This is a genomic window from Providencia sp. PROV032 (assembly GCF_028484875.1).
GTDB classification, from domain to species: Bacteria; Pseudomonadota; Gammaproteobacteria; order Enterobacterales; family Enterobacteriaceae; genus Providencia; species Providencia rettgeri_E.
Genome location: NZ_JAMPSX010000020.1, coordinates 34,976 through 60,390, shown reverse-complemented (window position 1 = coordinate 60,390; position 25,415 = coordinate 34,976). Strand labels below are relative to the sequence as shown.

Sequence of the window (25,415 nt, the reverse complement as noted above, 5' to 3'; positions counted from 1 at the left end):
CTGAACTAGGTTAATCTTGGTTTTCGTAATTGAAAATAGGTAGACCAAGACGATAACGAATGGCGATTAGCCTTGCGCTTAAACCAACAACGAGTGTGATAATTACCACGATGTCTTTAGGCAGAGGAGTTTGTAATAGGCCAATGTAGATCCAAGCGGCAGCGAAAGAGACGCCAGCATAGACCTCTTTTTGGAAAACTAAAGGGATTGTATTACATAGCATGTCTCTTAACACACCGCCAAAAACGCCAGTAATTACGGCTGCAATGGCAGCGATGATTGGGCTATAGTGCATATCGAGGGCAATTTGGGCACCCAGTATAGAAAACACAATTAGCCCGATAGCATCTAATATGAGGAACAATCGACGTAAATGTTTCATCATCGGAGCTATCCAAATTGTCACAATAGCAGCGCCGGCAACAGTCAGGATATACTCAGGGTGTTCCACCCAGCCTAAGGGGTAATGGCCAAGTAACATATCACGTACGGAACCACCGCCAATTGCTGTCGCAGACGCAATAATGATGACACCAAAGACATCCATTTTTCGCCTGCCAGCGGCAAGCGCACCCGTCATGGCTTCTGCGGTGATACCAATAATATAAAGTACACTTAATAACATGGTAGTTTTGTTCAAGACTAAGGTTGTTGCTAAAGGGTAATATTACTTGTGAAACTTCTCGACTGAGATTTTCTAGTGTTGGTTAAACTAGATTAGTTAAAGTAATCCGATAGCGATATTAAATGATGTCAAAGGATAACAGATTGAATAATAAATTGCCCTATAAAGAAACACGTTTAACGCATGATGAGCGAAGCCATCAACTAACGAACATTAATGTCTGGACTCCAGATAGCCAGTGGTTAGCGTACGATATACGGCCAAATGGTAGTTCTTTTACAGGTTTATCTATAGAAAAAATTCATGTAAAAACACGGCAAGTTGTTGAGGTTTATCGTGCAAGTCATGGGGCTCACGTGGGGGTGGTAACTGTAAGTCCTCAACCACCAATTCAATATGCGTTTATACATGGCCCTGAGTACCCAGATGATCAGTGGCAATATGATTTTCACCACCGGAGAGGGGTGTATGTTAAAGACGAGCAATTAAACGTCGCCCACTCCATTGATGCAATGTGTATTACTCCTCCTTATTTAGTGGGGGCGTTACGTGGGGGCACTCATGTTCACGTTTTCAGTCCAGACGGAAAGTGGCTGAGTTTTACATATAACGACCATGTTATGCACGAATTAGATGTGCAATTAGATCAACGGAATGTTGCGATTGCTGTACCTATCGGTCCTATCAATGTAAACCCCAAAAAACATGCTCGAGAATATAGTGGTGACTACTTTTGTTGTGTTGTGACCCAGACTACAACGCAGCCTAAAGCTAACAGTGATGAAATTAGCCGTGCATACGAAGAGGGTTGGGTAGGTCAAAAAGGCTATCAAAAACAGAGTGGGGAATGGCAGGAAAGAGCCTTGGTATTTATTGGTGATACTCATTCTACAAATGGTGAAATTATTCCTGAGATCTACATTGTTGATTTGCCTTCACAGCTTGAGGATTACATGATTGCAGGGGAATTTCCTATCCAAGGAACAGAATCGAGCATGCCTTCCCCTCCTAGGGGGATACTGCAAAGGCGCTTAACTTATACACAGGATAAAAAATTTCCTGGTTTAGCAAAACAACCACGACATTGGCTTAGAACTTCTCCAGATGGTAAATCAATCGCTTGTTTGATGAATGATGATGACGGTAATGCTCAATTATGGTTAGTTGATACGCTAACTGGAACACAAAGGCAAATAACACACGGTTCTTCGCCACTTCAGTCTGCTTTTAACTGGGATAGTAAAGGAGAGCACATCTGCTTTATTCGTGATAATAGCGTCATGTATTGTCATGTTGTGACTGGAACTATGCAAAAACTAACAGAATGGACGGAGCTTGCCCCTGTTGCCGATGCCGTTGTATTTTCACCTAATGATGAGTTGATCGCATTCATGCGTGATATTGATGGATTTAGACAGATTTATACCGTAGAAACGGGTTTAAAGCGGCAAATAAAATAATCAGATTACTATAATAACGGATAAAAAAGTTAGGATTGACTTTTTTATTCGTAATTGTTTTTATTATATTCCAATAAAAAACTCAATCATTTAATTGTTAATTATTTACATGTAGAACATGTAGATGCTTACAAATAGAATATTTAAAGTTAAGAAAAATTCTTGTCATAATAAATTAATAATTAAAGTAATATTACATAAATGATTTGCCAGAACTTAGTTAGGTTAAAAATAATGTATTAACAAATACATTTAGTACACAATCATATTTTAATTATAAACGTTCGATTACTTCTGGACTACTTTTTCGTTTTATCTTTATTTTCAAGTTCTTCTATACGTTTTTTGGGGGAGTCAGCTTTATCGTCATTATCTGATTTGGCGTAATCTAAAGGAATTAAAAGAGTATCCATAACAACAGAAAAAGGTAAATCAATAGCAAGTAAAGGTTTGATGACCCAACCCGTTTCATCATCTTTAATCATTTTAATACTATTTTTAGAACCAGGGTAATAACCTTCTGACGGGCCCGCATGAGTCATAATACTCGAGCAACCACTCAAAATAAGAGGTGCGATAAGGAAACAGAATCGTATTGAAATTAAACTCGGCATAGACGTCGTTAACCTGTATTTAGCTTGTTATTCCTAATGTTGACTTATAATAACGAAAAACAAGAAATTCACAATAATGGCGTCATATTATTATTTTATTTAACTGTATGTATTTTTTTAGTTAATAGTTTTCTTGTAGCTATTAACTAAAAATGTTTACCTTCAGTATCTATTCGATGAATGGTAAATAACGTTAAGAAATAAAGACATACTATTTTATATTTGTTATCAGTTTGAAAATTCTAAAAAAATAGGTCATTTATTCATTCTGAACTGTGCTCTATGGCACATATTACCCTCAGGCTATTTGGCACAATCGATTCAGTAGTCTGTTTTATCGCCTATTTGGGTGTGTTTAATGGGTAACTTGTCGTCAAAAGGATGCGGTCTATGAGTGAGTTAGCTCTTACTGTAAGTTTGTTGGCGTTAGCTGCTGCTTTAGGGCTATGGATTGGTAATTGGAAAATCCGTAGTGTTGGGCTGGGTATTGGTGGTGTCCTATTTGGGGGGATCATCGTTGGGCATTTTGCCCAAAGTTACGGCTTACAACTGAATAAAGACATGCTGCATTTTATTCAAGAGTTTGGCTTGATACTGTTTGTATACACGATTGGTATTCAGGTCGGGCCTGGTTTTTTCTCTTCTTTACGTGTTTCTGGCCTAAAATTAAATGGCTTCGCACTAATGGTGGTTGTCTTAGGTGCGGTGGTAACGGCAATTATATATAAAGTTGCGAATATCCCATTACCTATTATTTTAGGTATTTTTTCAGGTGCAGTCACGAATACCCCATCTTTAGGTGCTGGTCAGCAAATTTTATCTGATTTAGGCTCTGATCCTAACCTTGTTGACCAGATGGGGATGGGTTATGCCATGGCATATCCTATGGGGATTTGTGGCATATTATTAGTGATGTGGTTAGTACGCATTATTTTTAGGATCTCAGTAGATAAAGAAGCTTCCGCATTTAATAGTTCTAACTTTCAACAGCGCGACTCTCTGCAGACTATGAATATTGCCATTCGTAACGCTAATCTTGATGGCTTAATGATGCAAGACATCCCACTACTTGGTAGCGAAGCGATTGTTTGTTCAAGATTAAAACGTGGAGATATGCTTGTTGTCCCTCAGCCCACAACAGAGATCCATTTAGGGGATCTATTGCACGTTGTTGGTTTGAAAGACGATTTAAATAAAGTTCGCTTAATATTAGGTGAGGAAGTTGATGCATCCCTTTCGACATCAAGCTCTATTTTGCATTCCGTTCGTGTAGTAGTCACGAATGATGCCGTATTAAGTAAAAGGCTTAAAGACTTAAATTTAAAACAAAAATATGACGTTGTTGTTACACGATTAAATCGTACGGGTATTGATTTAGTGGCTAATAACAATTCAGTTTTACAATTTGGCGATATTTTAAATATTGTTGGGCGTCCTGAGTCAATTGAAGCTGTCACTGCTTTGTTAGGCAATGCGAAACAAAAACTACAGCAAGTTCAAATGTTACCTGTGTTCCTTGGAATAGGGCTTGGGGTTGTACTGGGGTCAATACCTGTTTTTGTTCCAGGTTTTCCTGCAGCGCTAAAACTTGGATTAGCGGGAGGTCCATTAGTTGTTGCATTAATTCTAGGCCGTATAGGGACGATCGGGCGTTTATATTGGTTTATGCCTCCGAGTGCGAATTTGGCGTTGAGAGAGCTGGGAATTGTCATGTTCCTCGCTGTGGTAGGGCTCAATTCTGGTGGTGGCTTCATTGATACTTTAATTAAAGGCGATGGGCTGACGTGGATTGGCTATGGGTTATTGATCACGTTTGTGCCGCTATTTATTACAGGTGTTGTCGCTCGAATTTTTGGCAAAATGAACTATCTGAGCCTTTGCGGGGTGCTAGCGGGTTCCATGACGGATCCGCCTGCATTAGCATTCGCAAATAATATTCATGCGACCAGCGGCGCGCCCGCATTATCTTATGCAACAGTTTATCCATTAGCGATGTTTTTAAGGATTATTTCGCCTCAATTGCTGGCCATTTTATTTTGGGCTGTTTAGTTAAATGTGATAATCCATTTGATGAATAACTAACACTGTTTAAGGCTTGTTTTTCAATTGGATAGGTGAGTATTCTGATGGGTGTAGAAGAAGGCCATTAAAAAGTATCACGATATATAGGGGCAAAAAGTGCTTTTGTTCAAGCAATAACCAAATTGAAAAGATGTTCTAATGGTTCTGAATGATATTCGTATTGAAAAATTAATTTGATTTCAATTACGGAGTTCTCGCTAATTTTAGCCCTTTCTATATGAAAGGGCTTTTTTTTACCTAAAACTTGCAATGACAGGGTTAAAAGCCCTTTGTTATTTAGCAACCTAACAGGTTACTTCTTGATACGCTTTTTCTAGTTCTTCAGCTAATATCTTGATCCCCTGTTCAATTTTTTCTGGTTCAGGGACATAGTTCATGCGCATACATTGATGTGCATGTGGCCAATCTTGTTCGATACCGGGAAAGAAGTAGTGGCCAGGAACCATCAATACACCACGTTTTTTTAAGCGTTGGTATAATTCTAAGCTATTAATTGGCAAGTCTTTAAACCATAACCAAAGAAAAATAGCACCTTCAGGCTTATGAATTAAACATTTATCTTCTGGAATATAGCGGCGAATAATTTCGATGGCTTCTTCCACTCGTTGCTTATAAAAAGGGCCAATGACATTCTTAGATAATGAGATAAGGTCATCTTTCTTAAGCATTTCTAACGCAAGTGCAGGGCCTATGCCACCTGGAGCAAGGCTGATAATGCCGTTCATGTTGCTAACGGCTTCAATGATTTCTTCATTAGCGATGATAATGCCGCATCGAGTTCCAGGTAAACCAAGTTTAGATAAACTCATACAAAGAATGACATTTTCGTTCCAAAATGGCGTAGCTTCGCTGAAGATAATGCCGGGGAAAGGAACGCCATAAGCATTGTCTATTAATAATGGGATATTATGTTGTTTAGCTAGTTTGTCTAAATGCTCAACTTCTTCATCTGTAATGACATTACCAGTTGGGTTTGTTGGGCGAGATACGCAAATAACACCAATGTCATCAGTCACTTCTAAAGTATTAAAATCTACACGGTACTTAAATTGACCATTAGGTAAAAACTCAATTTGCGGTTTATTAGCCACAAATAAGTCGTCGTCTAGCCCTGAGTCTGCATAACCGACATATTCAGGGGCAAGAGGGAAGAGGACTTTACGAGTGATACCATCTTCAAAGCGACCGGCTAGCAAGTTAAATAGATAGAAAAAAGCACTCTGGCTGCCGTTAGATAGGGCAATATTTTTCGCGCTAATATTCCAACCTAGTTTTGCTTTTAGCGTTGCTGCAAGCGCTTTCAACATGGCATCTTTACCTTGAGGACCATCATAATTACATAAAGTGTCCGTCAATTGGCCATTAGCACACATTTCTGCTAATAGATCTTGGAAATACTTATCCATTTCAGGGATATGAGCTGGATTGCCACCCCCTAACATAATGGAGCCAGGGGTTCTTATGCCGTCATTCAAGTCTTTCATTAATAATGAAATGCCTGAATTTTGGGCAAATTTATTACCAAATTTAGAAAATATCATCGCATTTATTCACATATATTTATTAGATTGTTAATGGAATTTAAAACATACTCTGCTACTTCTCAGAGTTCAACCACCCATTCACATCTTTTTTTAATTTAAAATATCGAAAGTTTATAGTTGGCCGAGTTAAAATATTGCAATGTTAATGCAATGGTGGTTTATTTTTCTTTTTCTTTGGTAAGTTACACTGATAAAAACTAATTTATTTAAATTGGCAACAATGCATTAAATGGTCATTTACCATGCCAGTCGCTTGCATAAATGCATAACAAGTGATTGAACCTACAAATTTAAAACCATGTTTTTTAAGTGCTTTGGAAAGAAGCTTAGACGTTTCAGTTTCCGTAGGAACTTGCGACGAATTTTCCCAAGCATTGACAATGGGGCGGCCATCAACAAATTGCCAAAGAAAAGTAGAAAAATCTTCACCATTGTCTTGCATCGCTAAATAGGCTTTTGCATTCGCGATAATCGCATTAATTTTGAGTCGGTTACGGATAATTCGAGTGTCTTGCATAAGTCGCTCAACATCATTCTCATTCATTAATGCGATTTTTGTAGGATCGAAATGATGAAATAAATCACGATATCCTTGGCGTTTTTTTAAAATGGTGTACCAAGATAGCCCGGCTTGCTGGCCTTCAAGGCAAAGCATTTCAAATAATGCTAAGTTGCTATAATTGGGTTTACCCCATTCATGGTCGTGATAAGCGATATATTCAGGGTCTTGATTAACCCAATGGCAACGTGTCAGAGAAGTACCCATTTTTCATCCTTTTTACAGTTTCGATAACCTTGTTTCAAAAAACAAACCATTTATACTGTATAAATAACCAGCTTGAAAGGGGTGAAAGTATTTTTTTTTATTTTTAGAATAAATACAGACATATTCAATGCTGTATATCTTGCGGTCAAAGGGTATACTGGCGTACTTTCATTAAATTTTACGTATCGCGTGCGGATCTAACATGCAAAAGTTTGATACCAAGACCTTCCAAGGTCTAATCCTGACATTACAGGACTACTGGGCGCGTCAAGGCTGTACCATTGTTCAACCATTGGACATGGAAGTCGGCGCCGGAACTTCTCACCCAATGACGTGTTTGCGTGCATTAGGCCCTGAGCCTATTGCTGCGGCTTATGTTCAACCATCTCGTCGACCTACTGATGGTCGTTATGGTGAAAACCCAAATCGTCTACAACACTATTATCAGTTTCAGGTGATCATTAAACCATCACCCGACAATATCCAAGAATTATACCTAGGCTCTTTAAAAGAATTAGGTGTTGACCCAACCGTTCACGACATTCGCTTTGTTGAAGATAACTGGGAAAACCCAACCCTAGGGGCTTGGGGATTAGGTTGGGAAGTATGGCTTAACGGGATGGAAGTGACTCAGTTTACTTACTTCCAGCAGGTCGGTGGTCTTGAATGTAAACCGGTAACGGGTGAAATTACATACGGCCTAGAACGCTTAGCTATGTATATTCAAGGCGTGGACAGCGTGTATGACCTTGTCTGGTGTGATGGCCCATTGGGTAAAACCACCTATGGTGATATTTATCATCAAAACGAAGTTGAGCAATCAACCTATAACTTCGAATACGCAAATGTAGATTTTCTTTTCAAATGTTTTGAAGAGTATGAAAAAGAAGCTCAACACTTGCTGGCTTTGGAAACACCACTTCCACTACCTGCATACGAACGTATTTTGAAAGCGGCTCATACTTTCAACCTACTCGATGCACGTAAAGCCATTTCTGTTACTGAACGCCAACGCTATATTTTACGTATTCGTACCCTAACTAAAGGGGTTGCAGAAGCGTACTATGCTTCTCGCGAAGCGCTTGGATTCCCTATGTGTCATAAGAACTAAGAGGCTGTCATGACTCAACAGACTTTCCTTGTGGAAATCGGCACCGAAGAGTTACCGCCGAAGGCTCTTCGTTCATTAGCTGAATCATTTGCTGCAAATTTTACGGCTGAACTTGATGGTGCTGATATCGCTCATGGTGCAGTAACGTGGTTTGCTGCCCCTCGTCGTCTAGCACTTAAAGTCGCTGATTTAGCGGCTTCACAGCCAGACCGTGAAGTTGAAAAACGCGGCCCTGCTATCTCTCAGGCATTTGGTCCAGATGGCCAACCGACTAAAGCCGCTGAAGGCTGGGCTCGTGGTTGTGGTATTACCGTTGATCAAGCTGAGCGTTTGACGACCGATAAAGGCGAATGGCTACTGTATCGTGCTCAAGTAAAAGGGCAGGCTGTCAGCGAATTATTGGTTGATATGACTAGCCGCGCGCTCGCAAAACTACCCATTCCTAAATTAATGCGCTGGGCTGATAAAGACACTCAATTCGTTCGTCCTGTTCATACCGTCACATTACTACTAGGTAGCGATGTTATTGATGGTGAAATCTTAGGTATCAAGAGCGGGCGCACGATTCGTGGTCACCGTTTCATGGGTGAAGCTGAGTTTACCATTGATAATGCGGAACAATATCCAGCCATTTTACGTGAACGCGGTAAAGTCATGGCGGATTACGCAGAACGTAAAGCGGTTATTAAAGCAGATGCGGAAAAAGCAGCTCAGGCTCTTGGTGGCCAAGCTGACTTAACAGATAGCTTGCTTGAAGAAGTGACGTCATTGGTTGAATGGCCAGTCGTTTTAACGGCTAAATTTGAAGAGAAATTCTTAGAGGTTCCTTCAGAAGCGCTCGTTTACACCATGAAAGGGGACCAAAAATATTTCCCAGTTTATGATAAGGCTGGCAAGTTAATGCCTAACTTTATCTTTGTGGCCAATATTGAGTCTTCTGACCCTCAGCAAATCATTTCAGGTAACGAAAAAGTTGTGCGTCCACGTTTAGCGGATGCCGAATTTTTCTTTAAGACTGACCGTAAACAACGTTTGGAAGATAACTTACCACGCCTAGAAACCGTATTGTTCCAGAAACAATTAGGTACACTGCGTGATAAAACCGACCGTTTAGAAGCATTAGCTGGCTGGATTGCGAGCAAAATTGGGGCAGATGTTAATCATGCAACCCGTGCAGGTCTATTAGCGAAATGTGACTTAATGACTAACATGGTGTTTGAGTTCACAGACACTCAAGGCGTTATGGGAATGCACTACGCACGCCATGATGGTGAGTCAGAAGATGTTGCATTAGCTTTAAAAGAGCAGTACCAACCGCGTTTCTCAGGGGATGCACTTCCATCAACTGACGTTTCAGCTGCATTAGCACTGGCTGAAAAAATGGATACGCTTGCGGGTATTTTTGGTATCGGTCAACATCCTAAAGGTGATAAAGACCCATTTGCTCTGCGCCGTGCTGCGTTAGGCGTCTTACGCATTATCGTTGAAAAAGGCTATCAGCTTGATCTCGTTGAAATGACAGAAGAGGCGGCTCGCTTATACGGTGATAAATTAACCAATGACAATGTGGTGAGTGACGTTGTTGAGTTCATGCTTGGCCGTTTCCGTTCTTGGTATCAAGAATTAGGCTATAGCATTGATACCATTCAAGCGGTATTAGCTCGTCACCCAACACAACCGGCTGACTTTGATGCACGAGTGAAAGCCGTTACTCACTTCCGTTCATTAGACGAAGCACAGGCTCTTGCAGCGGCAAATAAACGTGTTTCCAATATTCTGAGCAAATCAGAAGAAAAACTTGCGGACAACGTTTTAGCCTCTGTTCTAAAAATGCCTGAAGAAGTCAAACTGGCGACTCACGTTGTGGTATTACAAGATAAGCTTGCGCCAATGTTTGCAGAAAGGAATTATCAAGAGGCTTTAGTTGAATTAGCTTCTTTACGCGATATCGTGGATGAATTCTTTGCAAATGTGATGGTAATGGATGAAGACCAAGCGGTTCGTATTAACCGTTTGACACTATTAAGCCAGTTACGTGAGTTATTCTTAAGAGTAGCGGATATTTCTTTACTGCAATAGGCTTAAAATTGAGTTATTAGCGTGTTGTTAATGCTATTTTTATAAACTCTAACCTGTTTGATAAATAAGCACTAAAATATTTTAGTGCTTATTTTTTGCTTTAAATAAGGCGAGTTGCATATAAACCTTACCATTTTGGTGGTTTTATCGGCAAACGAACAGAATTGGCGAAAAATGGGTTGACGACCTCCGTTCTTGGCAGTATTATTCACACCGTTTTCGGCGAGTAGCGCAGCTTGGTAGCGCAACTGGTTTGGGACCAGTGGGTCGGAGGTTCGAATCCTCTCTCGCCGACCAAATTCTAAAACCCACCTCATTGAGGTGGGTTTTTCCGTTTTTACCCCTTCCTATTTTTCACCTCAACTATTTCAGACTAACTTGGCTTGCACTCAATCACCTATCTCTGTTGATATATAAGCTGACTCACTCATGTTGTTTTAGGTAAAAACGCTTTTTCATTACAAGGACTCGTTAATGAAAGTTGATAACGTTTTATCGATACATCTTTGCTGCTTCTTATTCAGTTTTTGTACCATTATTGGTTTTAAAGCTTATAGCACGCCTATAGCGCCTCCAAATGGCATTATCCAAGTCCCCTCTACTTGTATCATGATGAATCAAGTACATTTCATTGGGCTTGAGCAAGTAAAAGAAATCGCTCGTAGCCAAGTGAATAAATGGCGGCAAAAGATAGAAGGCCAGTGCATTGATGAACAAGGCTTGCTTAAATATGCAGATGACATTACGGCAGAGTTAGTTCATGCAGGCTATTTGACCTCTTACTTGTATTACCCAGAGCAAACTTTTCTATTTGGTATCCTGCAAGCAAAAATAATAGCAGGAACAGTTTCTTCAGTGGTTTATCAACATGAGCAGGTAGAATATAAATCACTTCAACATATATTTCCTTTTCAACTAGGGGATGCGCTTAATCTGCGACAAGTTGAGCAAGGTTTGTACAACTTACAAAATGCATCTTTAATCCCTTTTCAAGTCAAATTAATTGCAGATGATAAGCATGAAAACGCCACTCAAATTATAGTGTTAGGCCAGCACCGGCGAGAATTTCAAGGTACTCTCTCCTTTGAGTCACACTCAATGGCCCATCAGGTAGGCAATACAAATACAGTTAGCCATACTTTTATGGTTGCTAATCCTTTGCTACTAAATGATTTTTTATATTCAAATATTAGCCGTCAATTTAGTAACACTGAAGAGACCGAAGTGAAATCAGCCATGTTGTTTTATTCTCTTCCTTATCAATACTGGTTGTTTTCAATATTGAGTGGATACCAGAAAAATAAAACGGTCATTGCTAGCAATGATGTTGTTTTACCTCTGCAGCAGCATCATGGTTTCTTATTATTACAAGCCGAGTATTTATTAAAGCGAACAGAAAACGCGATGACTTCATTAAGCTTAGGGTCTGAAAGCCAAAAGAGTGACACATTTTTGGCTAATTTACACTTACGAACACAACAACGTTTGGCTCATTACATTATCGGTGAGTTGACTCATCAGGTTAACTTTTTACAGGGTAGTGCTTTAATGGCATTAAAGTATAAACAAGGAACTAGCTGGTTTGGTGCAAATGCACAGCAAGTTACAGGTTTAAATAAGCCACAGGTTATACAAATCTCGGTTTCTGCAATGAGGGTGGCTTCTCCTTTTCAATATGAAAGCCAACTTGATGTGCAATTAAGTCGTGATAAGTTAGATGTTTTATTAGAGCAAGAGTCATTTATTGGTTTTGGGGGCGTTAGCGGTTTTATTGGAGGGGGCGAGCCCTTTGATATGGGGGATAATAGTTTAAAGCTACAAAGTGAGGTCCTCTGGCAGAGCCCATGGCCATATCTGGCTTTATATACCTCGTTAGGTTTAGGAACAACATCAAATGATAGAGGAACCTTTTGGAAAGAAAATCTATTGCTGGGTGGTAGAGTCGGAGCTAAAGGCCAAATAGGGCGTTTGTCATATCATTTATTTGCTGAAACTCCAATTTGGCAAACTGACCAGCTGTTGGTGAATTCAATGAGTACAGGTCTTCAGGTAAGGGTTCATTATTAGTTAAATCATAGGGTTAAGATAGGCAATTGGATCATTCAGGAATGGCCGAATTAATACTAGGCAATTGTAGCTTTTATCGTTGGTATTAAAGCATATTCTGTATTTGGGCAAATAGAATACAAACTCTTATCAGTGTTATTTTATTCTTTAAGTTATCAGTTAGTTAAAATTTTGTTTAGCATAGTCAGCTGAATGTTTTTTATTTGCTTATAAAACAAACTAAATTATTACATACTAAAATAATTTCCATATCAATTCTCTTTAGTGTTTTATTTCGCACTACACCAATAAAAGCACTATATTCGTTCAGTAATTCAGCACTTAATCACAAATATAAAAATAAATAACCGCAACATAAAACTCTATTCACTACGAATTATATGGTTATAACACCTACGACTTGTCTTTTGCTGTAAAATTTTAAGCTAAATTGCGGTGCTAATTGTTTCTAATATGTTACATGGATTGTGGGTGAGTCATAAATGTGGCTATTGACGAAGTGAGTAACAGTTGATTAATTGCACAATGAATAACAAAAAATACAGATACTACATCTGTCACTTTTATGACGGGTTTAGACATCAAGCAAAACAACATGAACACCATAGGAGCATACAGATGCGCTCTATTAAAAAGACAGGTCTACTGACTGTAGGGCTTACATTGGCAGCATTAGCAGTATCAGCATCAGTACAGGCAAAAACGTTAGTTTATTGTTCAGAAGGTTCCCCAGAGGGCTTTAACCCGCAGTTGTTCACGTCAGGAACAACCTATGATGCAAGTTCAATCCCACTGTATAACCGCTTAGTGGAATTCAAATTAGGAACGACGGAAATTGAACCGGGCCTAGCGGAAAGCTGGGAAGTGAGTGATGATGGTAAAGAATATACTTTCCATCTACGTAAAGGTGTCAAATGGCACTCGAATAAAGAATTTAAGCCAAGCCGTGATTTGAATGCGGACGATGTCATCTATACATTTATGCGTCAAAAAGATGCAAATCACCCATACCATAAAGTTTCAGGTGGCAGCTATGAATACTTTATGGGAATGGATATGGATAAAATTATCGATAAAGTTGAAAAAGTCGATGATAACACCGTAAAAATTACGTTAACTCGTCCAGAATCTCCATTCTTAGCCGATATGGCAATGGACTTCGCATCCATTCTTTCTGCTGAATATGCAGATCAGATGTTGAAAGCGGGTACGCCAGAAAAAGTAGACTTAAACCCAATCGGAACAGGCCCATTTGTTCTGCAACAGTATCAGAAAGACTCCCGTATTCTTTATAAAGCCAACGACCAATATTGGGGCACAAAACCTAAACTTGACCGTTTAGTCTTCTCTATCACGCCAGATGCTTCCGTTCGTTATGCAAAACTGCAAAAAAATGAATGCCAAGTCATGCCATATCCAAATCCGGCTGATTTAGAGCGTATGAAGCAAGATAAAGACATTACGTTAATGGAGCAACCAGGCCTAAACGTCGGTTACCTCTCTTATAATGTCGAGAAAAAACCGTTAGATAATCAAAAAGTTCGCCAAGCGCTGTCTATGGCGGTGAACAAAGATGCAATTATCGAAGCGGTTTATCAAGGTGCAGGCCAAAAAGCGAAAAACCTTATCCCGCCGACAATGTGGGGCTATAACGATGCTGTGAATGATTACGAATATAATCCTGAAAAAGCGAAAGCCTTATTAGCAGAAGCGGGTTTCCCGAATGGTTTTGAGATAGACCTGTGGGCGATGCCTGTTCAACGACCATATAACCCAAATGCACGCCGTATGGCGGAAATGATCCAAGCAGACTGGGCAAAAGTTGGCGTTAAATCAAAGGTTGTCAGCTATGAGTGGGGCGAATACCTCAAACGTGCGAAAGATGGCGAGCCACAAACGGTAATGATGGGGTGGACGGGTGACAATGGGGACCCTGATAACTTCTTTGCAACCTTATTTAGCTGTGCCGCAAAAGAGCAAGGTTCTAACTACTCAAAATGGTGTAATGAAAGCTTTGAGAACTTGATCCAACCTGCGCGCCAAACTGCAGATCACGACAAACGAGTCGAACTGTATAAGCAAGCGCAAGTTGTGATGAATGAGCAGGCGCCAGCTCTCATTATTGCACACTCCACGGTGTTCGAGCCAGTACGTAAAGAAGTCAAAGGCTATGTGGTTGACCCACTAGGGAAACACCACTTCGAAAACGTCGATATTGAGAAGTAATCGTATCTAATCTGTCTATGCCCTTCGTTGCTGGTTTAGAGCGGAGGGCGTTTTCTTCTCTAGAAGAAGCGGAAAAGTTAAGTTGTTTGTGAGCACCCGGAAAAGCAATTTTCTGAGTAGCCAAACGGACTAAGAGCCGTCAACGGCATTATTAAAGAGATTCAGGATATGTTGCAATTTATCCTCCGACGATTGGGGCTTGTGATCCCCACGTTTATCGGTATTACATTATTAACCTTTGCTTTTGTCCACATGATCCCGGGTGACCCGGTGATGATCATGGCTGGTGAAAGGGGATTATCCCCTGAAAGGCATGCTTATTTAATGGCTGAACTAGGGCTTGATCAGCCACTTTGGAAGCAATATCTCCATTACATCAATGGGATATTTCATGGTGATTTAGGGATTTCCCTAAAAAGCCGTATTGGTGTGTGGGAAGAGTTTTTACCGCGTTTTTTAGCGACAGTCGAACTAGCTACCTGCGCCATGATTTTTGCGGTTTCTGTTGGGATCCCTGTTGGGGTTTTAGCGGCAGTAAAACGTGGGTCGATTTTTGACCATACTGCCATCGGCCTTTCTTTAACGGGTTACTCAATGCCTATCTTCTGGTGGGGGATCATGCTCATCATGCTTGTGTCAGTGCAGTTAGACCTCACCCCAGTAGCTGGCCGAGTCAGTGATACCGTTTTTCTGGATGACTCCCAGCCTCTAACCGGTTTTATGCTTATTGATACCCTAATTTGGGGGGAGGATGGTGATTTTATTGATGCGGTAGAGCACTTAATATTGCCGTCTATTGTTTTAGGAACGATCCCATTAGCCGTTATTGTGCGTATGACTCGCTCGTCAATGTTGGAAGTGTTGGGAGAAGACTATATTCGTACCGCACGGGCTAAAGGCCTTGGCCGCGCGCGCGTCATTTTAATTCACGCATTACGCAACGCATTATTACCCGTAGTCACAGTAATTGGCTTACAGGTTGGGGTGATGTTAGCAGGGGCTATTTTAACAGAAACTATTTTCTCATGGCCTGGATTAGGACGCTGGTTAATCGAAGGGCTACAGCGCCGTGATTACCCTGTAGTTCAAGGGGGAGTCTTGCTGGTTGCTACACTGATCATACTCGTAAACTTAGTGGTCGACGTGCTGTATGGCATTGTAAACCCACGTATTCGTCATAAGAAATAAGGAGCGCTAAATGTCTCAATCTACTGAGCCAACTGTTGTCAGCGCCCCGCAGCCGATGACACCATTGCAAGAGTTTTGGCACTATTTTAAGCGTAACAAAGGGGCCGTTGTCGGGATGTTCTATATTATCCTGATGGTGCTGATTGCGATTTTTGCGGGGGTATTGGCGCCTCACGCACCTGATGAGCAATTTCGTGATTTTTTACTTGTTCCACCAGTTTGGGAAGATGGGGGAAGTTGGCAGTTTATTTTAGGGACAGATGATGTTGGGCGTGATTTACTTTCCCGCTTAATGTATGGCGCACGTTTGTCATTGCTAGTAGGCTGCTTAGTCGTTGTTTTATCATTAATTATGGGTGTCACCATTGGGGTGATCGCGGGATATTTTGGTGGTGTTGTTGATGCGTTAATCATGCGTGTAGTTGACATCATGTTGGCATTACCGAGCCTATTATTAGCGTTGGTGCTGGTGGCCATTTTTGGCCCGTCCATTGTTAATGCTTCTATTGCTTTGACGTTTGTTGCTTTGCCACATTACATCAGGCTGACGCGTGCGGCTGTACTGGTGGAAGTCAACCGTGATTATGTCACTGCCTCTCGAGTTGCGGGTGCGGGAGCAGCTCGTCAAATGTTCATCAATATTTTACCTAACTGTTTGGCACCTTTGATTGTACAGGCCTCTTTAGGTTTTTCGAATGCCATTTTAGATATGGCTGCTTTGGGTTTTCTCGGAATGGGCGCACAGCCACCAACTCCTGAATGGGGAACGATGCTGTCTGATGTGTTGCAATTTGCACAAAGCGCATGGTGGGTAGTGACTTTTCCTGGACTAGCAATTTTATTGACGGTGCTTGCGTTCAACCTGATGGGTGATGGGTTACGTGATGCATTTGATCCAAAACTCAAGCAGTGATGAGGTAACCAAATGGCATTGTTAAATGTAGAACAACTTTCGGTACATTTCGGAGACGAAAAAGCACCGTTTCGCGCCGTTGACCGCATCAGCTATAGCGTTGATAAAGGCCAGGTCGTTGGTATTGTTGGTGAGTCGGGTTCAGGTAAATCGGTGAGTTCACTCGCGATTATGGGATTGATCGATTACCCCGGAAAAGTGATGGCAGATTCATTAAAATTTGATGGACGTGATTTGCTGTCGATCCCTGAAAAAGAACGCAGGCAGATTGTTGGTGCCGATGTTGCGATGATTTTCCAAGATCCGATGACCAGTTTAAACCCTTGTTTTACCGTGGGGTATCAGATCATTGAAGCATTGAAAGTGCATCAAGGTGGGAGCAAAAGTACACGCAAACAGCGGGCTATTGATCTGTTAGATATGGTGGGGATCCCTGACCCACAATCACGTTTAGATGTGTATCCTCACCAGTTGTCTGGTGGGATGAGCCAGCGAGTGATGATTGCGATGGCGATAGCATGTCGACCTAAATTATTGATTGCGGATGAACCGACAACAGCGCTAGATGTTACTATTCAAGCCCAAATCATTGAATTGTTGTTGGAATTGCAGCAACAAGAAAATATGGCATTAGTGCTTATCACTCATGACCTCGCTTTAGTAGCAGAAGCGGCACATCACATAATTGTAATGTATGCAGGGCAGGTGGTTGAGTCCGCCAAAGCGAGTGATATTTTTAAACACCCTCGCCATCCTTATACACAAGCGCTACTACGTGCCTTGCCGGAATTTGCGACAAATAAATCACGTTTAGCCTCACTTCCCGGTGTGGTTCCTGGAAAATACGATAGGCCAGTGGGCTGTTTATTGAACCCACGTTGTCCGTATGCAACGGAGATATGCCGTCAAGAAGAGCCAATGTTACAAACCGTTGGTGATCGCCAAGTCAAATGCCATATGCCACTGGATGATATGGGGAGGCCAACACTATGAGTGACAAACAATATACTCCATTACTTAAAGCTGTGGATTTGAAAAAATATTATTCCGTCAAAAGAGGGGTTTTTGCTGCCGAGAAAACCTTAAAAGCATTGGATGGAGTCTCTTTTGAACTAGAAAGAGGTAAAACACTGGCAGTGGTTGGGGAGTCCGGTTGTGGTAAATCGACATTGGGTCGTTTATTAACCATGATTGAGCAACCTTCTGAAGGCGAGTTGTATTATCAAGGCCAAGACTTGTTAATAAAAGATAAGTCTGCAGAGAAGCTGCGCCGTCAAAAAATCCAAATTGTTTTTCAAAACCCTTATGGCTCTCTGAACCCACGTAAAAAGGTGGGGCAAATTTTGGAAGAGCCGCTATTGATTAATACTTCGCTATCGAAAGAGCAGCGTAAAGAAAAAGTGCTCTCCATGATGGCTAAAGTGGGCTTGAAAACAGAGCACTATAGCCGATACCCTCATATGTTTTCTGGTGGTCAACGTCAACGTATCGCGATAGCACGTGGTTTAATGCTTGACCCTGACATCGTGGTTGCTGATGAACCTGTTTCCGCTCTGGATGTTTCTGTTCGTGCTCAAGTATTAAATCTGATGATGGATCTACAGCAAGACTTAGGTTTATCTTATGTGTTTATTTCACACGATTTATCGGTGGTAGAGCATATTGCTGATGAAGTCATGGTGATGTATTTAGGCCGCTGTGTGGAAAAAGGGACAAAAGAGCAGATTTTTAATAACCCTCTTCATCCTTATACCCAAGCGTTATTATCTGCGACACCAAGGTTGAATCCAGACGCACGGCGCGAACGTATTAAATTAACGGGAGAGTTGCCAAGTCCCTTGAACCCACCACCGGGGTGCGCATTCGCCGCGCGTTGTCGTAGAGCATTTGGTCAGTGTACGCAGCTCCAGCCAACATTGAAGGAATATAACCAACAGTTGGTTGCATGTTTTGCGGTTGATGAAGATGAAAAGCAGATGATTGTTATGAGTTAATGTGTAAAACGGCAGAAAAGGCTAATTTTCTGCCGTTTTTTATTCAAGTATGCCTTTAATCTGTTTTAACATGTTGTTTGTCCTAAATACCCAATCTTTCTTTTTAAGCTACTCTTTTGCAGATAAAATCAAGTATACTGGCTGATGTTCCCGTTTTCTTTAAAAAGCTGCTTGATTAGAAAGGTTGTGGCCAAATGAATACCCGAGTCCAACGCTCACTAACATTAAAAAGTATGGTCGTATTCTTTATGATTACGTTGCTATCACTTGCGCTTTTTTTAGCTATTCAATTCAGTTACTTAGTTGAACAACGTAAGCAAGATTATTTAGACCAACTCAGTAACGCTGTAGTGCAAATTCAAGAACCATTAACAGATTCATTGCTAAGTTCCGATCTTAACGAAGTCAAACGGTTGCTGATAAGTTTAAAAACATCGGGTATTATGGGAAATGCGATTATTACGGTTGATGGCACAACGGTAATGAATCTAAGCTTTGCAACGCCTAAGCCGATACCTAATTGGGTGACTCATTTTGTGGGGATCCCTGTCGAAATGACCGTGCCGCTGTACGCCTATGGTAATGTTGTGTTGCAAGCGAAGCCTCAAGGGTATTTAACATTACAGGTTGACCCTAACCGTGTTTATCGGTTCGCATTAAATACACTTGCTTTGATGACAACCACTTATTTGCTGTTAGTACTCATTATTGCTATTGGAATGACGTGGTGCGTCAGCCGTATGATAGTAAGACCACTGCGAAAAATCGCAATTGAGTTACAGACAAATTCTGAAGTTAATCAAATTACTGTGTCTGAATATCATCATGACGATGAGCTCGGTTTACTTGCAAAAGGGTATAATCGTCAAAGAAAACAGCAAAAATCAGACTAAGCCATGAACATGAACTCAGCTTTATGGTCTAATATCGTTATAGTGGTGACAATGAAAAATGGAATAAAGCCAAACTATATCGTTTAACCCGATAAGTTCGCGTTTTTCGTTAATTTATCTGTCGTTATTCGCGGTTAAATATAAAGATATAAAACACATAGGGGTTTACATGCAGGGCTTGAAAGTTCGGTATATCATTAGTGTTGTATTATTCTCCGTCTCGCATTTAGCGGTGGCTGAGTCTTTACAACCTGATCCAGCATGGCAGCAAGGAAAGCTAGAAAATGGCTTTAGCTGGCAATTATTACAAACACCACAACGTCCAAATGACCGTATCCAGCTCAGATTAGCAATAAAAACAGGCTCATTAACAGAAAAAGCGAGCGAGAAAGGATACAGTTATCTCATTCCTAAAATGGCGTTGTTTCATCAAACAGAAGCGTTTCCAACTGCAACATTACAAGAATTTTGGCGTCAGGCAGCAGACCCTGACATGCCTATTCCACCCGCTGTTGTTTCCTATGACTATACTATTTATAGCTTAAGTTTACCTAATAATCGCCCAGACCTAATTAAGCAAGCGCTCAATTGGCTTGCAACTTCTGTTGCAGGTGCGGAGTATACAGAAACGACGTTACATAATGGTTTAACCGCTCAAAACGTACCCGTAGCAACACTCCCTTTAAATGCCAACGATCCCGTTTGGCGAGCGCGTTTAAAGGGGTCAACGATGATGGGGTACGACCCAGGCCAAAAACCGAATGATGTTGTGGCGCTTGAAAGTGTGAACTCTTTTTATCAAAAATGGTATACACCGGATGTCATGACATTGTATGTCGCGGGTCATGTGGATGCTCGAATGTTATCTGATTCAATTTCACAAAATTTCTCTTCATTAGAAGGTCGGCGCTCTGAACCGGTTTCTGTTGCCGTGTTATCGTCAGTAAAACCGCAATCTATTGATATTTTGCAGGAACAACCTGCACAGGACACGCTTTCATTAATTTGGGATATTGATTGGCTGCCCATTAAAGACTCAAATGTCTTACTGCGTTATTGGTCCAGTGACTTAGCGCGTGAAGCGGTTTATCGCTCCTTGCAAAAAGCGTTCAATCAAAAATTTAATCAAGGGGAAGTCGTTCCGGGGTTAGATTGTCGTGTGCAATATCAAAAAGCCAGTTGTACATTAACGGTCACGGCAGCGCCTGAAAAAATGGCGGCGGTGACAGACATTGTCGCGAGTGAGCTTGCATCGATTAACCAAAATGGTATTGCGCCTGAGTTATTTGACGACATGCTCAAAGAGAAACAGGTGCAGTTATCGCAGTTGTTTGCCGCTTATGCGCGCACGAGTACCGACGTTCTGATTAGCCAACGTTTAATTTCTCAACAAAATGGGGTGGTTGATATCGCTCCTGAACAGTATCAGCGGTTAAGGCAATCTTTCTTGGCGTCACAAAGCCTTGAACAGGTGAATATGGAAGCTCGTCGGTTATTATCTCAAGAGGCAGCGTTTGTATTAGCGCAGCCAAAAGATAAACAAATGATGGATGCAGAACAAATTCGCCAGAAATTTACCAAGGTGCTATGGCCTCAAATTGCAGCGCCAGTATCAACAGAAGCCGCATCCGCTTCACCTGTAGAAGAAAAATCTACTGCACAATAAATATGAAAAGATAGAAATACGAAAGATAGCCATTGAATATCCAGTGGCTATTTTTTCATTTCATGTTGTTGGCTTAATATTGATTCAATAACGTGGATCAGCGTCTCTCGTGACTCTCTATCATCAACAAACCCTGCCGCACTGGTTTTTGCTTTTGGTGCGTAATAGGCTACCGAGCCCCAAAAACCTAAATGGGAATACAGGGTGATGCCATTGACAACATTCACCATGATGCCCAATCTGTAATTTTCTGCGCCATCATGAGAACCCATACTTAGCATAGTCTCTAGCGTATTTGGTGATGAAAAAATATTTCCCTCAAACAGCGCTTCTAGAAATATCGCCATTTGTTTCGATGACATAACTAAACCACCACCGCCATAGGCATCCATGGAAGCGTGAACATGGGTGCCATCCCATTTACCTAAGTATTGGCGAGCCCGGGGAGCTGCGATTTTAGGGGGCGGCTCTAATGACTCCCAATAGGCGCTTTCAAGGCCAATAGAGTTGAAATGCAAAAGTTCCCTAACGGCTAGGCCAAGGGATTGCCCTGTGATTCGTTCAATAATATCACCGAGCAAAATATACCCAGTATCTGAATAGATAAAGGACTCTGAAGGCGAAAACGTTGGAAATTGTTTACCCATGTACATCTCGACCTGCTCTGTTCGGCTCCAAACATAATTAGGCTGTTTAAGAACGGCTTTGAGATAGTCACCATCAGCATGGTCTAGCAGGCCACTGCTGTGCTCCAGTAAATGGCGGATGGTGATAGCACGAGTGTTATATTGGGTACTGAGCAGCGCATCATATTGTGGGTCAATATATTCAGATATTGCATCATCAATACTAAGTTTCCCCATTTCAGTAAGACGTAAAATTGCAGCCGCAGTAAATGTCTTTGTGTTACTGGCGATTCGCAGCGGTGTATCAACAGTGAGGGGCGCACCTTCAAGATCTGCTCCTCTGGCGCAGAAGGTTCCCACGCTATTTTGGGGTTGATTATGGTAGTAAAGGACGACACCACAAGTTAAATTTTCGAGTTGTTGAATAGAGGTGGTCATAATAATCTCATTATTAAATGATTAAGATGAGGATACATGCCATCTTAATCATATTCATACGAACCAATGTACGTTTAAAATGCGCTGAAATGGGTAATATGGCAGCCATACTAGGGTCAGTGTTTTTTCTTTTTATATAAATTTGGTGCTATGTTTACTCTAGATATAAGAACATAAAATGTACCCAGATATTGATGTAAAGGAAATAGCATGAACAACGTGAATACATTTTTACAACGGTTAGGCTTGCGTTATCCCATTATACAAGCTCCGATGGCAGGCGTTTCCACCCCAGCGCTAGCCGCTGCAGTTTCAGAGGCGGGCGGGCTTGGCTCACTAGGCCTAGGTGCAAATTCAGTGGAACAAGCTCGCCAATTGATTATTCAAACGCAAGCTCTGACAAGTAAAGCATTCAACGTCAATTTATTTTGCCATTTACCTGCGAAGCGTCATCCCACGAATGAACAAGCGTGGATCCAGTATTTAACCCCTTACTTTACCCAATTTAATGAGCATCCCCCTGCTTATCTCAATGAAATTTATGACACTTTTTTAGATAACTCAGAAATGTTATCTGTGTTGCTTGCAACAAAACCTGCAGTCGTAAGTTTCCATTTTAATATTCCATCCTTCGAGGTAATCCAGAAATTGAAACAACATGGGATTTATACCATGGCGACCGCAACCAATTTGCATGAAGCACAACAAGTTGAATTGGCTGGGATTGACGCTGTTGTTGCACAAGGTATTGAGGCGGGAGGGCATCGAGGCATGTTTGATTTGCAGGCTTTAGATGAAGAACTGACTACTTATGAATTAGTGACGTTAATATCTCAACATATTGATTTACCAGTGATTGCGGCTGGTGGCATGATGGATGGGCAAGGTATTAATATGGCTTTAGATTGCGGTGCTGCTGCCGCTCAATTAGGCACTGCATTTTTGCTTTGTCCTGAATCTGCCGCGAACGCAGGCTATCGAGCTAAGATTAAGCAACAAACTGGGGATCACACGCAACTAACGTCTGCAATTTCAGGGCGTCCAGCGAGAGGGATTATTAATCAATTTATTCGAGCAGGTAACGGCTATGAGACAAGTCAATTACCTGATTATCCATTGGTTTATGATATTGGTAAGCAGCTTAATGCAGCAGCAATCAAATCAGGTAGCGATGAATTTTCGGCATATTGGGCGGGGCAGAGTGTGGCGAAAGCTCGCGAGATGCCAGCGTCTTTATTGGTTAGAACGTTAGCAGAAGAAATGAAACGCTAGTTTTAAGCGTGGTGGGGCGGGTTGCATCACCGCCCTCAATAAGTTGCTATTTAACCATTTCGTTATCCAATGAATCTTTTGGCTCATCAGTGGCTATCCAAGCTGCACAAAATAAAGTTAAACGCGCAAAGAAATAGAAGAATGCCATTAGCCCAAGCACTGAACCAAATGCAGCACCGGAAGGTGAGGATGCAAGGTTAGGCAAAATCCAGGTCATGATGGATTTAATGATTTCAAACCCAATGGCTGCCAGTAATGTTCCTTTAAAGAGTGACCTACGGCGATGTTGCATGCGCGGCAGGATCCAAAAAATCCACAGAAATAATAGGAAGTTAGCCGTAATTGATATCGTTAAACCAATGAGTGTCCAAGCCGGTTTCAGCCATTCTATACCGCCTAGGCCAAGTGTACTGACAATCGTTGCTTGTGCAGAGCCAGCAACAGAGGTCAGTGTAATTGTCACAATTAAGGCAATAAGTAGGCCAATTAAAGCAAAGAAGTCGCGAATATAGCGGAAGATAATATTTTCATGTTCATCTTCATTACGTTCCCATACAGGGCGAGATTGCGCCAAAATAGCTAAACGTAAGTTATTAACCCAATTAACCCCTGAGTAGACTGCTAAAGCTAACCCTGTCAGTCCAACGGTTGTACGTTGACGGATGGCGGTATCTATTGTTCTTTCTAATGTATTTGCGAGTGTCGGATCAGTAATATTTGCAGAAATTCCACGAACTAATTTTTCAAGTAATTCAGGATTACTAGCTAATACAAAACCGGCAGCAGCGAATGAAAACATTAAAACGGGGATTAAAGAGAGAAAGGAGAAATAAGTGATCGCAGCTCCAAACTGGTTCCCCATTCGGTCGTTAAAGCGTTGCACGGTACGAATGATATGCGCAATAAAAGGAATTGCACAAATAAAGTTCACAACGCGCATTGAGAAGGTCACTGCTTTTTTACTGCCATCAATACTTCTATTCAGTGTTGCTTTCAGTTTATTGGTATCTTTTTGTTCTTCTTCCTGCGTATTCGACATTTAATCCCCTTTTCCCGCAACTAAAAATTGTCTGACTTTTCGACCTATTTAATGCCTATAAATGAATAATATGCATAATACTATAGCTTAAATTGGCTAGTAACTTCATCCCAATGACTATTTTAAGAGATAAATAGCCATTGGAACGTTTGTATAAAGTCAAAGCAACTAGCTAATTAATCAGAGGAAAAGGGACATTAGAAATTAAAGCGCATCTTTATAAACTTGCAGTTCAGCTTGAGCTTCTTTTAACTCGGCTTGTGCTTCCGCGAGTTTTCTTTCACGCTTTTTAATTTTGCTTCTGTCATCACCTTTTAATTTTTCTTCCTGCAACTCAGCTTCGCGCTCTTGTACTTTTTCTGTTTTTTCAGCCACCTCTTTTTGGCTATCTCGGTATAAAGATTCTGGAGTGCAATAACGATTCACATTATCGAGTGCTTCTTCTAAGCCTTTAACTCGATGTTGATTTCCATGTTGTTTAGCGTAATTAATTTGCTCTTCAATGCGTTGTTTTTTTATTTCGCAGCCATTTTGTGTTTTTGCTGCCATTACTGATGCGCTCGTAAAAAAAGAAATACAAATACTAGTTGTAAGGAGTAGTTTATTCATTATTTACCTCTGTTTATTTTAAAATTTGTGTTTAGGATAGCGTTTTATTTCTTTTCAGTCATGTGAATTTTAACACAGCTATGGTTATGACATTTGTAGTCAATTTTAGCTATAATGACGCGGATGAATAAATCCGGTCTATTTTTTGTTCAAAAGGGCTATCTTTAAAGAACCTATTTAATAATAGTCATCTTAGTGGCTAG

At 41.0% G+C, this 25,415-nt stretch carries 20 protein-coding genes and 1 tRNA gene; 14 read left to right on the top strand and 7 right to left on the bottom strand.

Annotated elements, in window-relative coordinates:
* Positions 1-10: 10 nt before the first annotated feature.
* Entirely contained in the window at positions 11-625 is a 615-nt protein-coding gene (locus PSF42_RS14220) for a trimeric intracellular cation channel family protein (protein WP_102138856.1), read from the bottom strand.
* A gap of 122 nt (positions 626-747) precedes the next feature.
* On the opposite strand from PSF42_RS14220, the gene PSF42_RS14215 reads away from it, so the two are divergent.
* Complete coding sequence (locus PSF42_RS14215; RefSeq protein WP_125891715.1) at positions 748-2,085, top strand: DUF3748 domain-containing protein; 1,338 nt, start codon at positions 748-750, stop codon at positions 2,083-2,085.
* Between the two features lie 299 nt (positions 2,086-2,384).
* Here the strand turns inward: PSF42_RS14215 and PSF42_RS14210 are convergent, their stop codons facing one another.
* Positions 2,385-2,699, bottom strand: a complete 315-nt coding sequence (locus PSF42_RS14210) for a YceK/YidQ family lipoprotein (RefSeq protein WP_125891714.1) — start codon at positions 2,697-2,699, stop codon at positions 2,385-2,387.
* 390 nt (positions 2,700-3,089) lie between these two features.
* Here PSF42_RS14210 and PSF42_RS14205 point away from each other — a divergent pair, with 390 nt between their 5' ends.
* A complete protein-coding gene (locus tag PSF42_RS14205) occupies positions 3,090-4,748 on the top strand; it encodes a putative transporter (protein WP_102138858.1) in 1,659 nt (552 codons plus the stop codon).
* 317 nt (positions 4,749-5,065) lie between these two features.
* Here PSF42_RS14205 and PSF42_RS14200 read toward each other — a convergent pair whose 3' ends face one another.
* Both PSF42_RS14200 and PSF42_RS14195 read right to left on the bottom strand, forming a co-directional pair.
* On the bottom strand, positions 5,066-6,322 hold the full coding sequence (locus PSF42_RS14200; RefSeq protein ID WP_125891712.1) for a valine--pyruvate transaminase: 1,257 nt from the start codon (positions 6,320-6,322) through the stop codon (positions 5,066-5,068).
* 205 nt (positions 6,323-6,527) lie between these two features.
* Positions 6,528-7,091, bottom strand: coding sequence for a DNA-3-methyladenine glycosylase I (locus tag PSF42_RS14195; protein WP_248467427.1), 564 nt, complete (start codon positions 7,089-7,091; stop codon positions 6,528-6,530).
* Positions 7,092-7,293: 202 nt separating this feature from the next.
* Here PSF42_RS14195 and glyQ point away from each other — a divergent pair, with 202 nt between their 5' ends.
* From glyQ to PSF42_RS14140, 11 genes are all read left to right on the top strand, one after another.
* The gene (gene glyQ, locus PSF42_RS14190) at positions 7,294-8,202 is read left to right on the top strand and encodes a glycine--tRNA ligase subunit alpha (RefSeq protein WP_004262647.1); all 909 of its coding nucleotides are present in this window, start codon (positions 7,294-7,296) and stop codon (positions 8,200-8,202) included.
* Between the two features lie 9 nt (positions 8,203-8,211).
* On the top strand, positions 8,212-10,281 hold the full coding sequence (glyS, locus tag PSF42_RS14185; RefSeq protein WP_125891710.1) for a glycine--tRNA ligase subunit beta: 2,070 nt from the start codon (positions 8,212-8,214) through the stop codon (positions 10,279-10,281).
* 220 nt (positions 10,282-10,501) lie between these two features.
* A tRNA-Pro gene (locus PSF42_RS14180) sits at positions 10,502-10,578 on the top strand.
* Between the two features lie 177 nt (positions 10,579-10,755).
* A complete protein-coding gene (locus PSF42_RS14175; RefSeq protein WP_272680249.1) occupies positions 10,756-12,348 on the top strand; it encodes a ShlB/FhaC/HecB family hemolysin secretion/activation protein in 1,593 nt (530 codons plus the stop codon).
* 618 nt (positions 12,349-12,966) lie between these two features.
* Positions 12,967-14,574, top strand: coding sequence for a dipeptide ABC transporter periplasmic-binding protein DppA (gene dppA, locus PSF42_RS14170; RefSeq protein WP_102138864.1), 1,608 nt, complete (start codon positions 12,967-12,969; stop codon positions 14,572-14,574).
* Positions 14,575-14,742: 168 nt separating this feature from the next.
* Positions 14,743-15,762: a dipeptide ABC transporter permease DppB gene (gene dppB / locus PSF42_RS14165; RefSeq protein ID WP_102138865.1), complete on the top strand. Its 1,020-nt coding sequence runs from the start codon at positions 14,743-14,745 to the stop codon at positions 15,760-15,762.
* Positions 15,763-15,772: 10 nt separating this feature from the next.
* Complete coding sequence (gene dppC, locus PSF42_RS14160) at positions 15,773-16,675, top strand: dipeptide ABC transporter permease DppC (RefSeq protein WP_213913560.1); 903 nt, start codon at positions 15,773-15,775, stop codon at positions 16,673-16,675.
* A gap of 12 nt (positions 16,676-16,687) precedes the next feature.
* Complete coding sequence (gene dppD, locus PSF42_RS14155; protein ID WP_102138867.1) at positions 16,688-17,668, top strand: dipeptide ABC transporter ATP-binding protein; 981 nt, start codon at positions 16,688-16,690, stop codon at positions 17,666-17,668.
* Positions 17,665-18,669 carry a dipeptide ABC transporter ATP-binding subunit DppF gene (gene dppF / locus PSF42_RS14150; RefSeq protein ID WP_213913562.1) on the top strand — a complete coding sequence of 335 codons (1,005 nt, stop codon included), beginning with the start codon at positions 17,665-17,667 and terminating at the stop codon, positions 18,667-18,669. The genes dppD and dppF overlap by 4 nt, the downstream gene beginning before the upstream one ends.
* A gap of 194 nt (positions 18,670-18,863) precedes the next feature.
* Complete coding sequence (locus PSF42_RS14145; protein ID WP_125891706.1) at positions 18,864-19,562, top strand: HAMP domain-containing protein; 699 nt, start codon at positions 18,864-18,866, stop codon at positions 19,560-19,562.
* Positions 19,563-19,731: 169 nt separating this feature from the next.
* Positions 19,732-21,228, top strand: coding sequence for a M16 family metallopeptidase (locus tag PSF42_RS14140; protein ID WP_125891705.1), 1,497 nt, complete (start codon positions 19,732-19,734; stop codon positions 21,226-21,228).
* Positions 21,229-21,275: 47 nt separating this feature from the next.
* Here the strand turns inward: PSF42_RS14140 and PSF42_RS14135 are convergent, their stop codons facing one another.
* Positions 21,276-22,292, bottom strand: a complete 1,017-nt coding sequence (locus PSF42_RS14135; RefSeq protein ID WP_185746889.1) for a serine hydrolase domain-containing protein — start codon at positions 22,290-22,292, stop codon at positions 21,276-21,278.
* 210 nt (positions 22,293-22,502) lie between these two features.
* On the opposite strand from PSF42_RS14135, the gene PSF42_RS14130 reads away from it, so the two are divergent.
* Positions 22,503-23,564, top strand: coding sequence for an NAD(P)H-dependent flavin oxidoreductase (locus PSF42_RS14130; protein WP_125891703.1), 1,062 nt, complete (start codon positions 22,503-22,505; stop codon positions 23,562-23,564).
* 46 nt (positions 23,565-23,610) lie between these two features.
* On the opposite strand, the gene yhjD is transcribed toward PSF42_RS14130, so the two are convergent.
* The gene (gene yhjD / locus PSF42_RS14125) at positions 23,611-24,603 is read right to left on the bottom strand and encodes an inner membrane protein YhjD (protein ID WP_125891702.1); all 993 of its coding nucleotides are present in this window, start codon (positions 24,601-24,603) and stop codon (positions 23,611-23,613) included.
* 204 nt (positions 24,604-24,807) lie between these two features.
* The gene (locus PSF42_RS14120) at positions 24,808-25,212 is read right to left on the bottom strand and encodes a DUF1090 domain-containing protein (protein ID WP_185746888.1); all 405 of its coding nucleotides are present in this window, start codon (positions 25,210-25,212) and stop codon (positions 24,808-24,810) included.
* Positions 25,213-25,415 lie beyond the last annotated feature (203 nt).

Bases quoted from the DNA above. Each gene is read 5' to 3' on its own strand.
- PSF42_RS14220 (WP_102138856.1), bottom strand. From the start codon at position 625: ATGTTATTAAGTGTACTTTATATTATTGGTATCACCGCAGAAGCCATG.
- PSF42_RS14215 (WP_125891715.1), top strand. From the start codon at position 748: ATGATGTCAAAGGATAACAGATTGAATAATAAATTGCCCTATAAAGAA.
- PSF42_RS14210 (WP_125891714.1), bottom strand. From the start codon at position 2,699: ATGCCGAGTTTAATTTCAATACGATTCTGTTTCCTTATCGCACCTCTT.
- PSF42_RS14205 (WP_102138858.1), top strand. From the start codon at position 3,090: ATGAGTGAGTTAGCTCTTACTGTAAGTTTGTTGGCGTTAGCTGCTGCT.
- PSF42_RS14200 (WP_125891712.1), bottom strand. From the start codon at position 6,322: ATGATATTTTCTAAATTTGGTAATAAATTTGCCCAAAATTCAGGCATT.
- PSF42_RS14195 (WP_248467427.1), bottom strand. From the start codon at position 7,091: ATGGGTACTTCTCTGACACGTTGCCATTGGGTTAATCAAGACCCTGAA.
- glyQ (WP_004262647.1), top strand. From the start codon at position 7,294: ATGCAAAAGTTTGATACCAAGACCTTCCAAGGTCTAATCCTGACATTA.
- glyS (WP_125891710.1), top strand. From the start codon at position 8,212: ATGACTCAACAGACTTTCCTTGTGGAAATCGGCACCGAAGAGTTACCG.
- PSF42_RS14175 (WP_272680249.1), top strand. From the start codon at position 10,756: ATGAAAGTTGATAACGTTTTATCGATACATCTTTGCTGCTTCTTATTC.
- dppA (WP_102138864.1), top strand. From the start codon at position 12,967: ATGCGCTCTATTAAAAAGACAGGTCTACTGACTGTAGGGCTTACATTG.
- dppB (WP_102138865.1), top strand. From the start codon at position 14,743: ATGTTGCAATTTATCCTCCGACGATTGGGGCTTGTGATCCCCACGTTT.
- dppC (WP_213913560.1), top strand. From the start codon at position 15,773: ATGTCTCAATCTACTGAGCCAACTGTTGTCAGCGCCCCGCAGCCGATG.
- dppD (WP_102138867.1), top strand. From the start codon at position 16,688: ATGGCATTGTTAAATGTAGAACAACTTTCGGTACATTTCGGAGACGAA.
- dppF (WP_213913562.1), top strand. From the start codon at position 17,665: ATGAGTGACAAACAATATACTCCATTACTTAAAGCTGTGGATTTGAAA.
- PSF42_RS14145 (WP_125891706.1), top strand. From the start codon at position 18,864: ATGAATACCCGAGTCCAACGCTCACTAACATTAAAAAGTATGGTCGTA.
- PSF42_RS14140 (WP_125891705.1), top strand. From the start codon at position 19,732: ATGCAGGGCTTGAAAGTTCGGTATATCATTAGTGTTGTATTATTCTCC.
- PSF42_RS14135 (WP_185746889.1), bottom strand. From the start codon at position 22,292: ATGACCACCTCTATTCAACAACTCGAAAATTTAACTTGTGGTGTCGTC.
- PSF42_RS14130 (WP_125891703.1), top strand. From the start codon at position 22,503: ATGAACAACGTGAATACATTTTTACAACGGTTAGGCTTGCGTTATCCC.
- yhjD (WP_125891702.1), bottom strand. From the start codon at position 24,603: ATGTCGAATACGCAGGAAGAAGAACAAAAAGATACCAATAAACTGAAA.
- PSF42_RS14120 (WP_185746888.1), bottom strand. From the start codon at position 25,212: ATGAATAAACTACTCCTTACAACTAGTATTTGTATTTCTTTTTTTACG.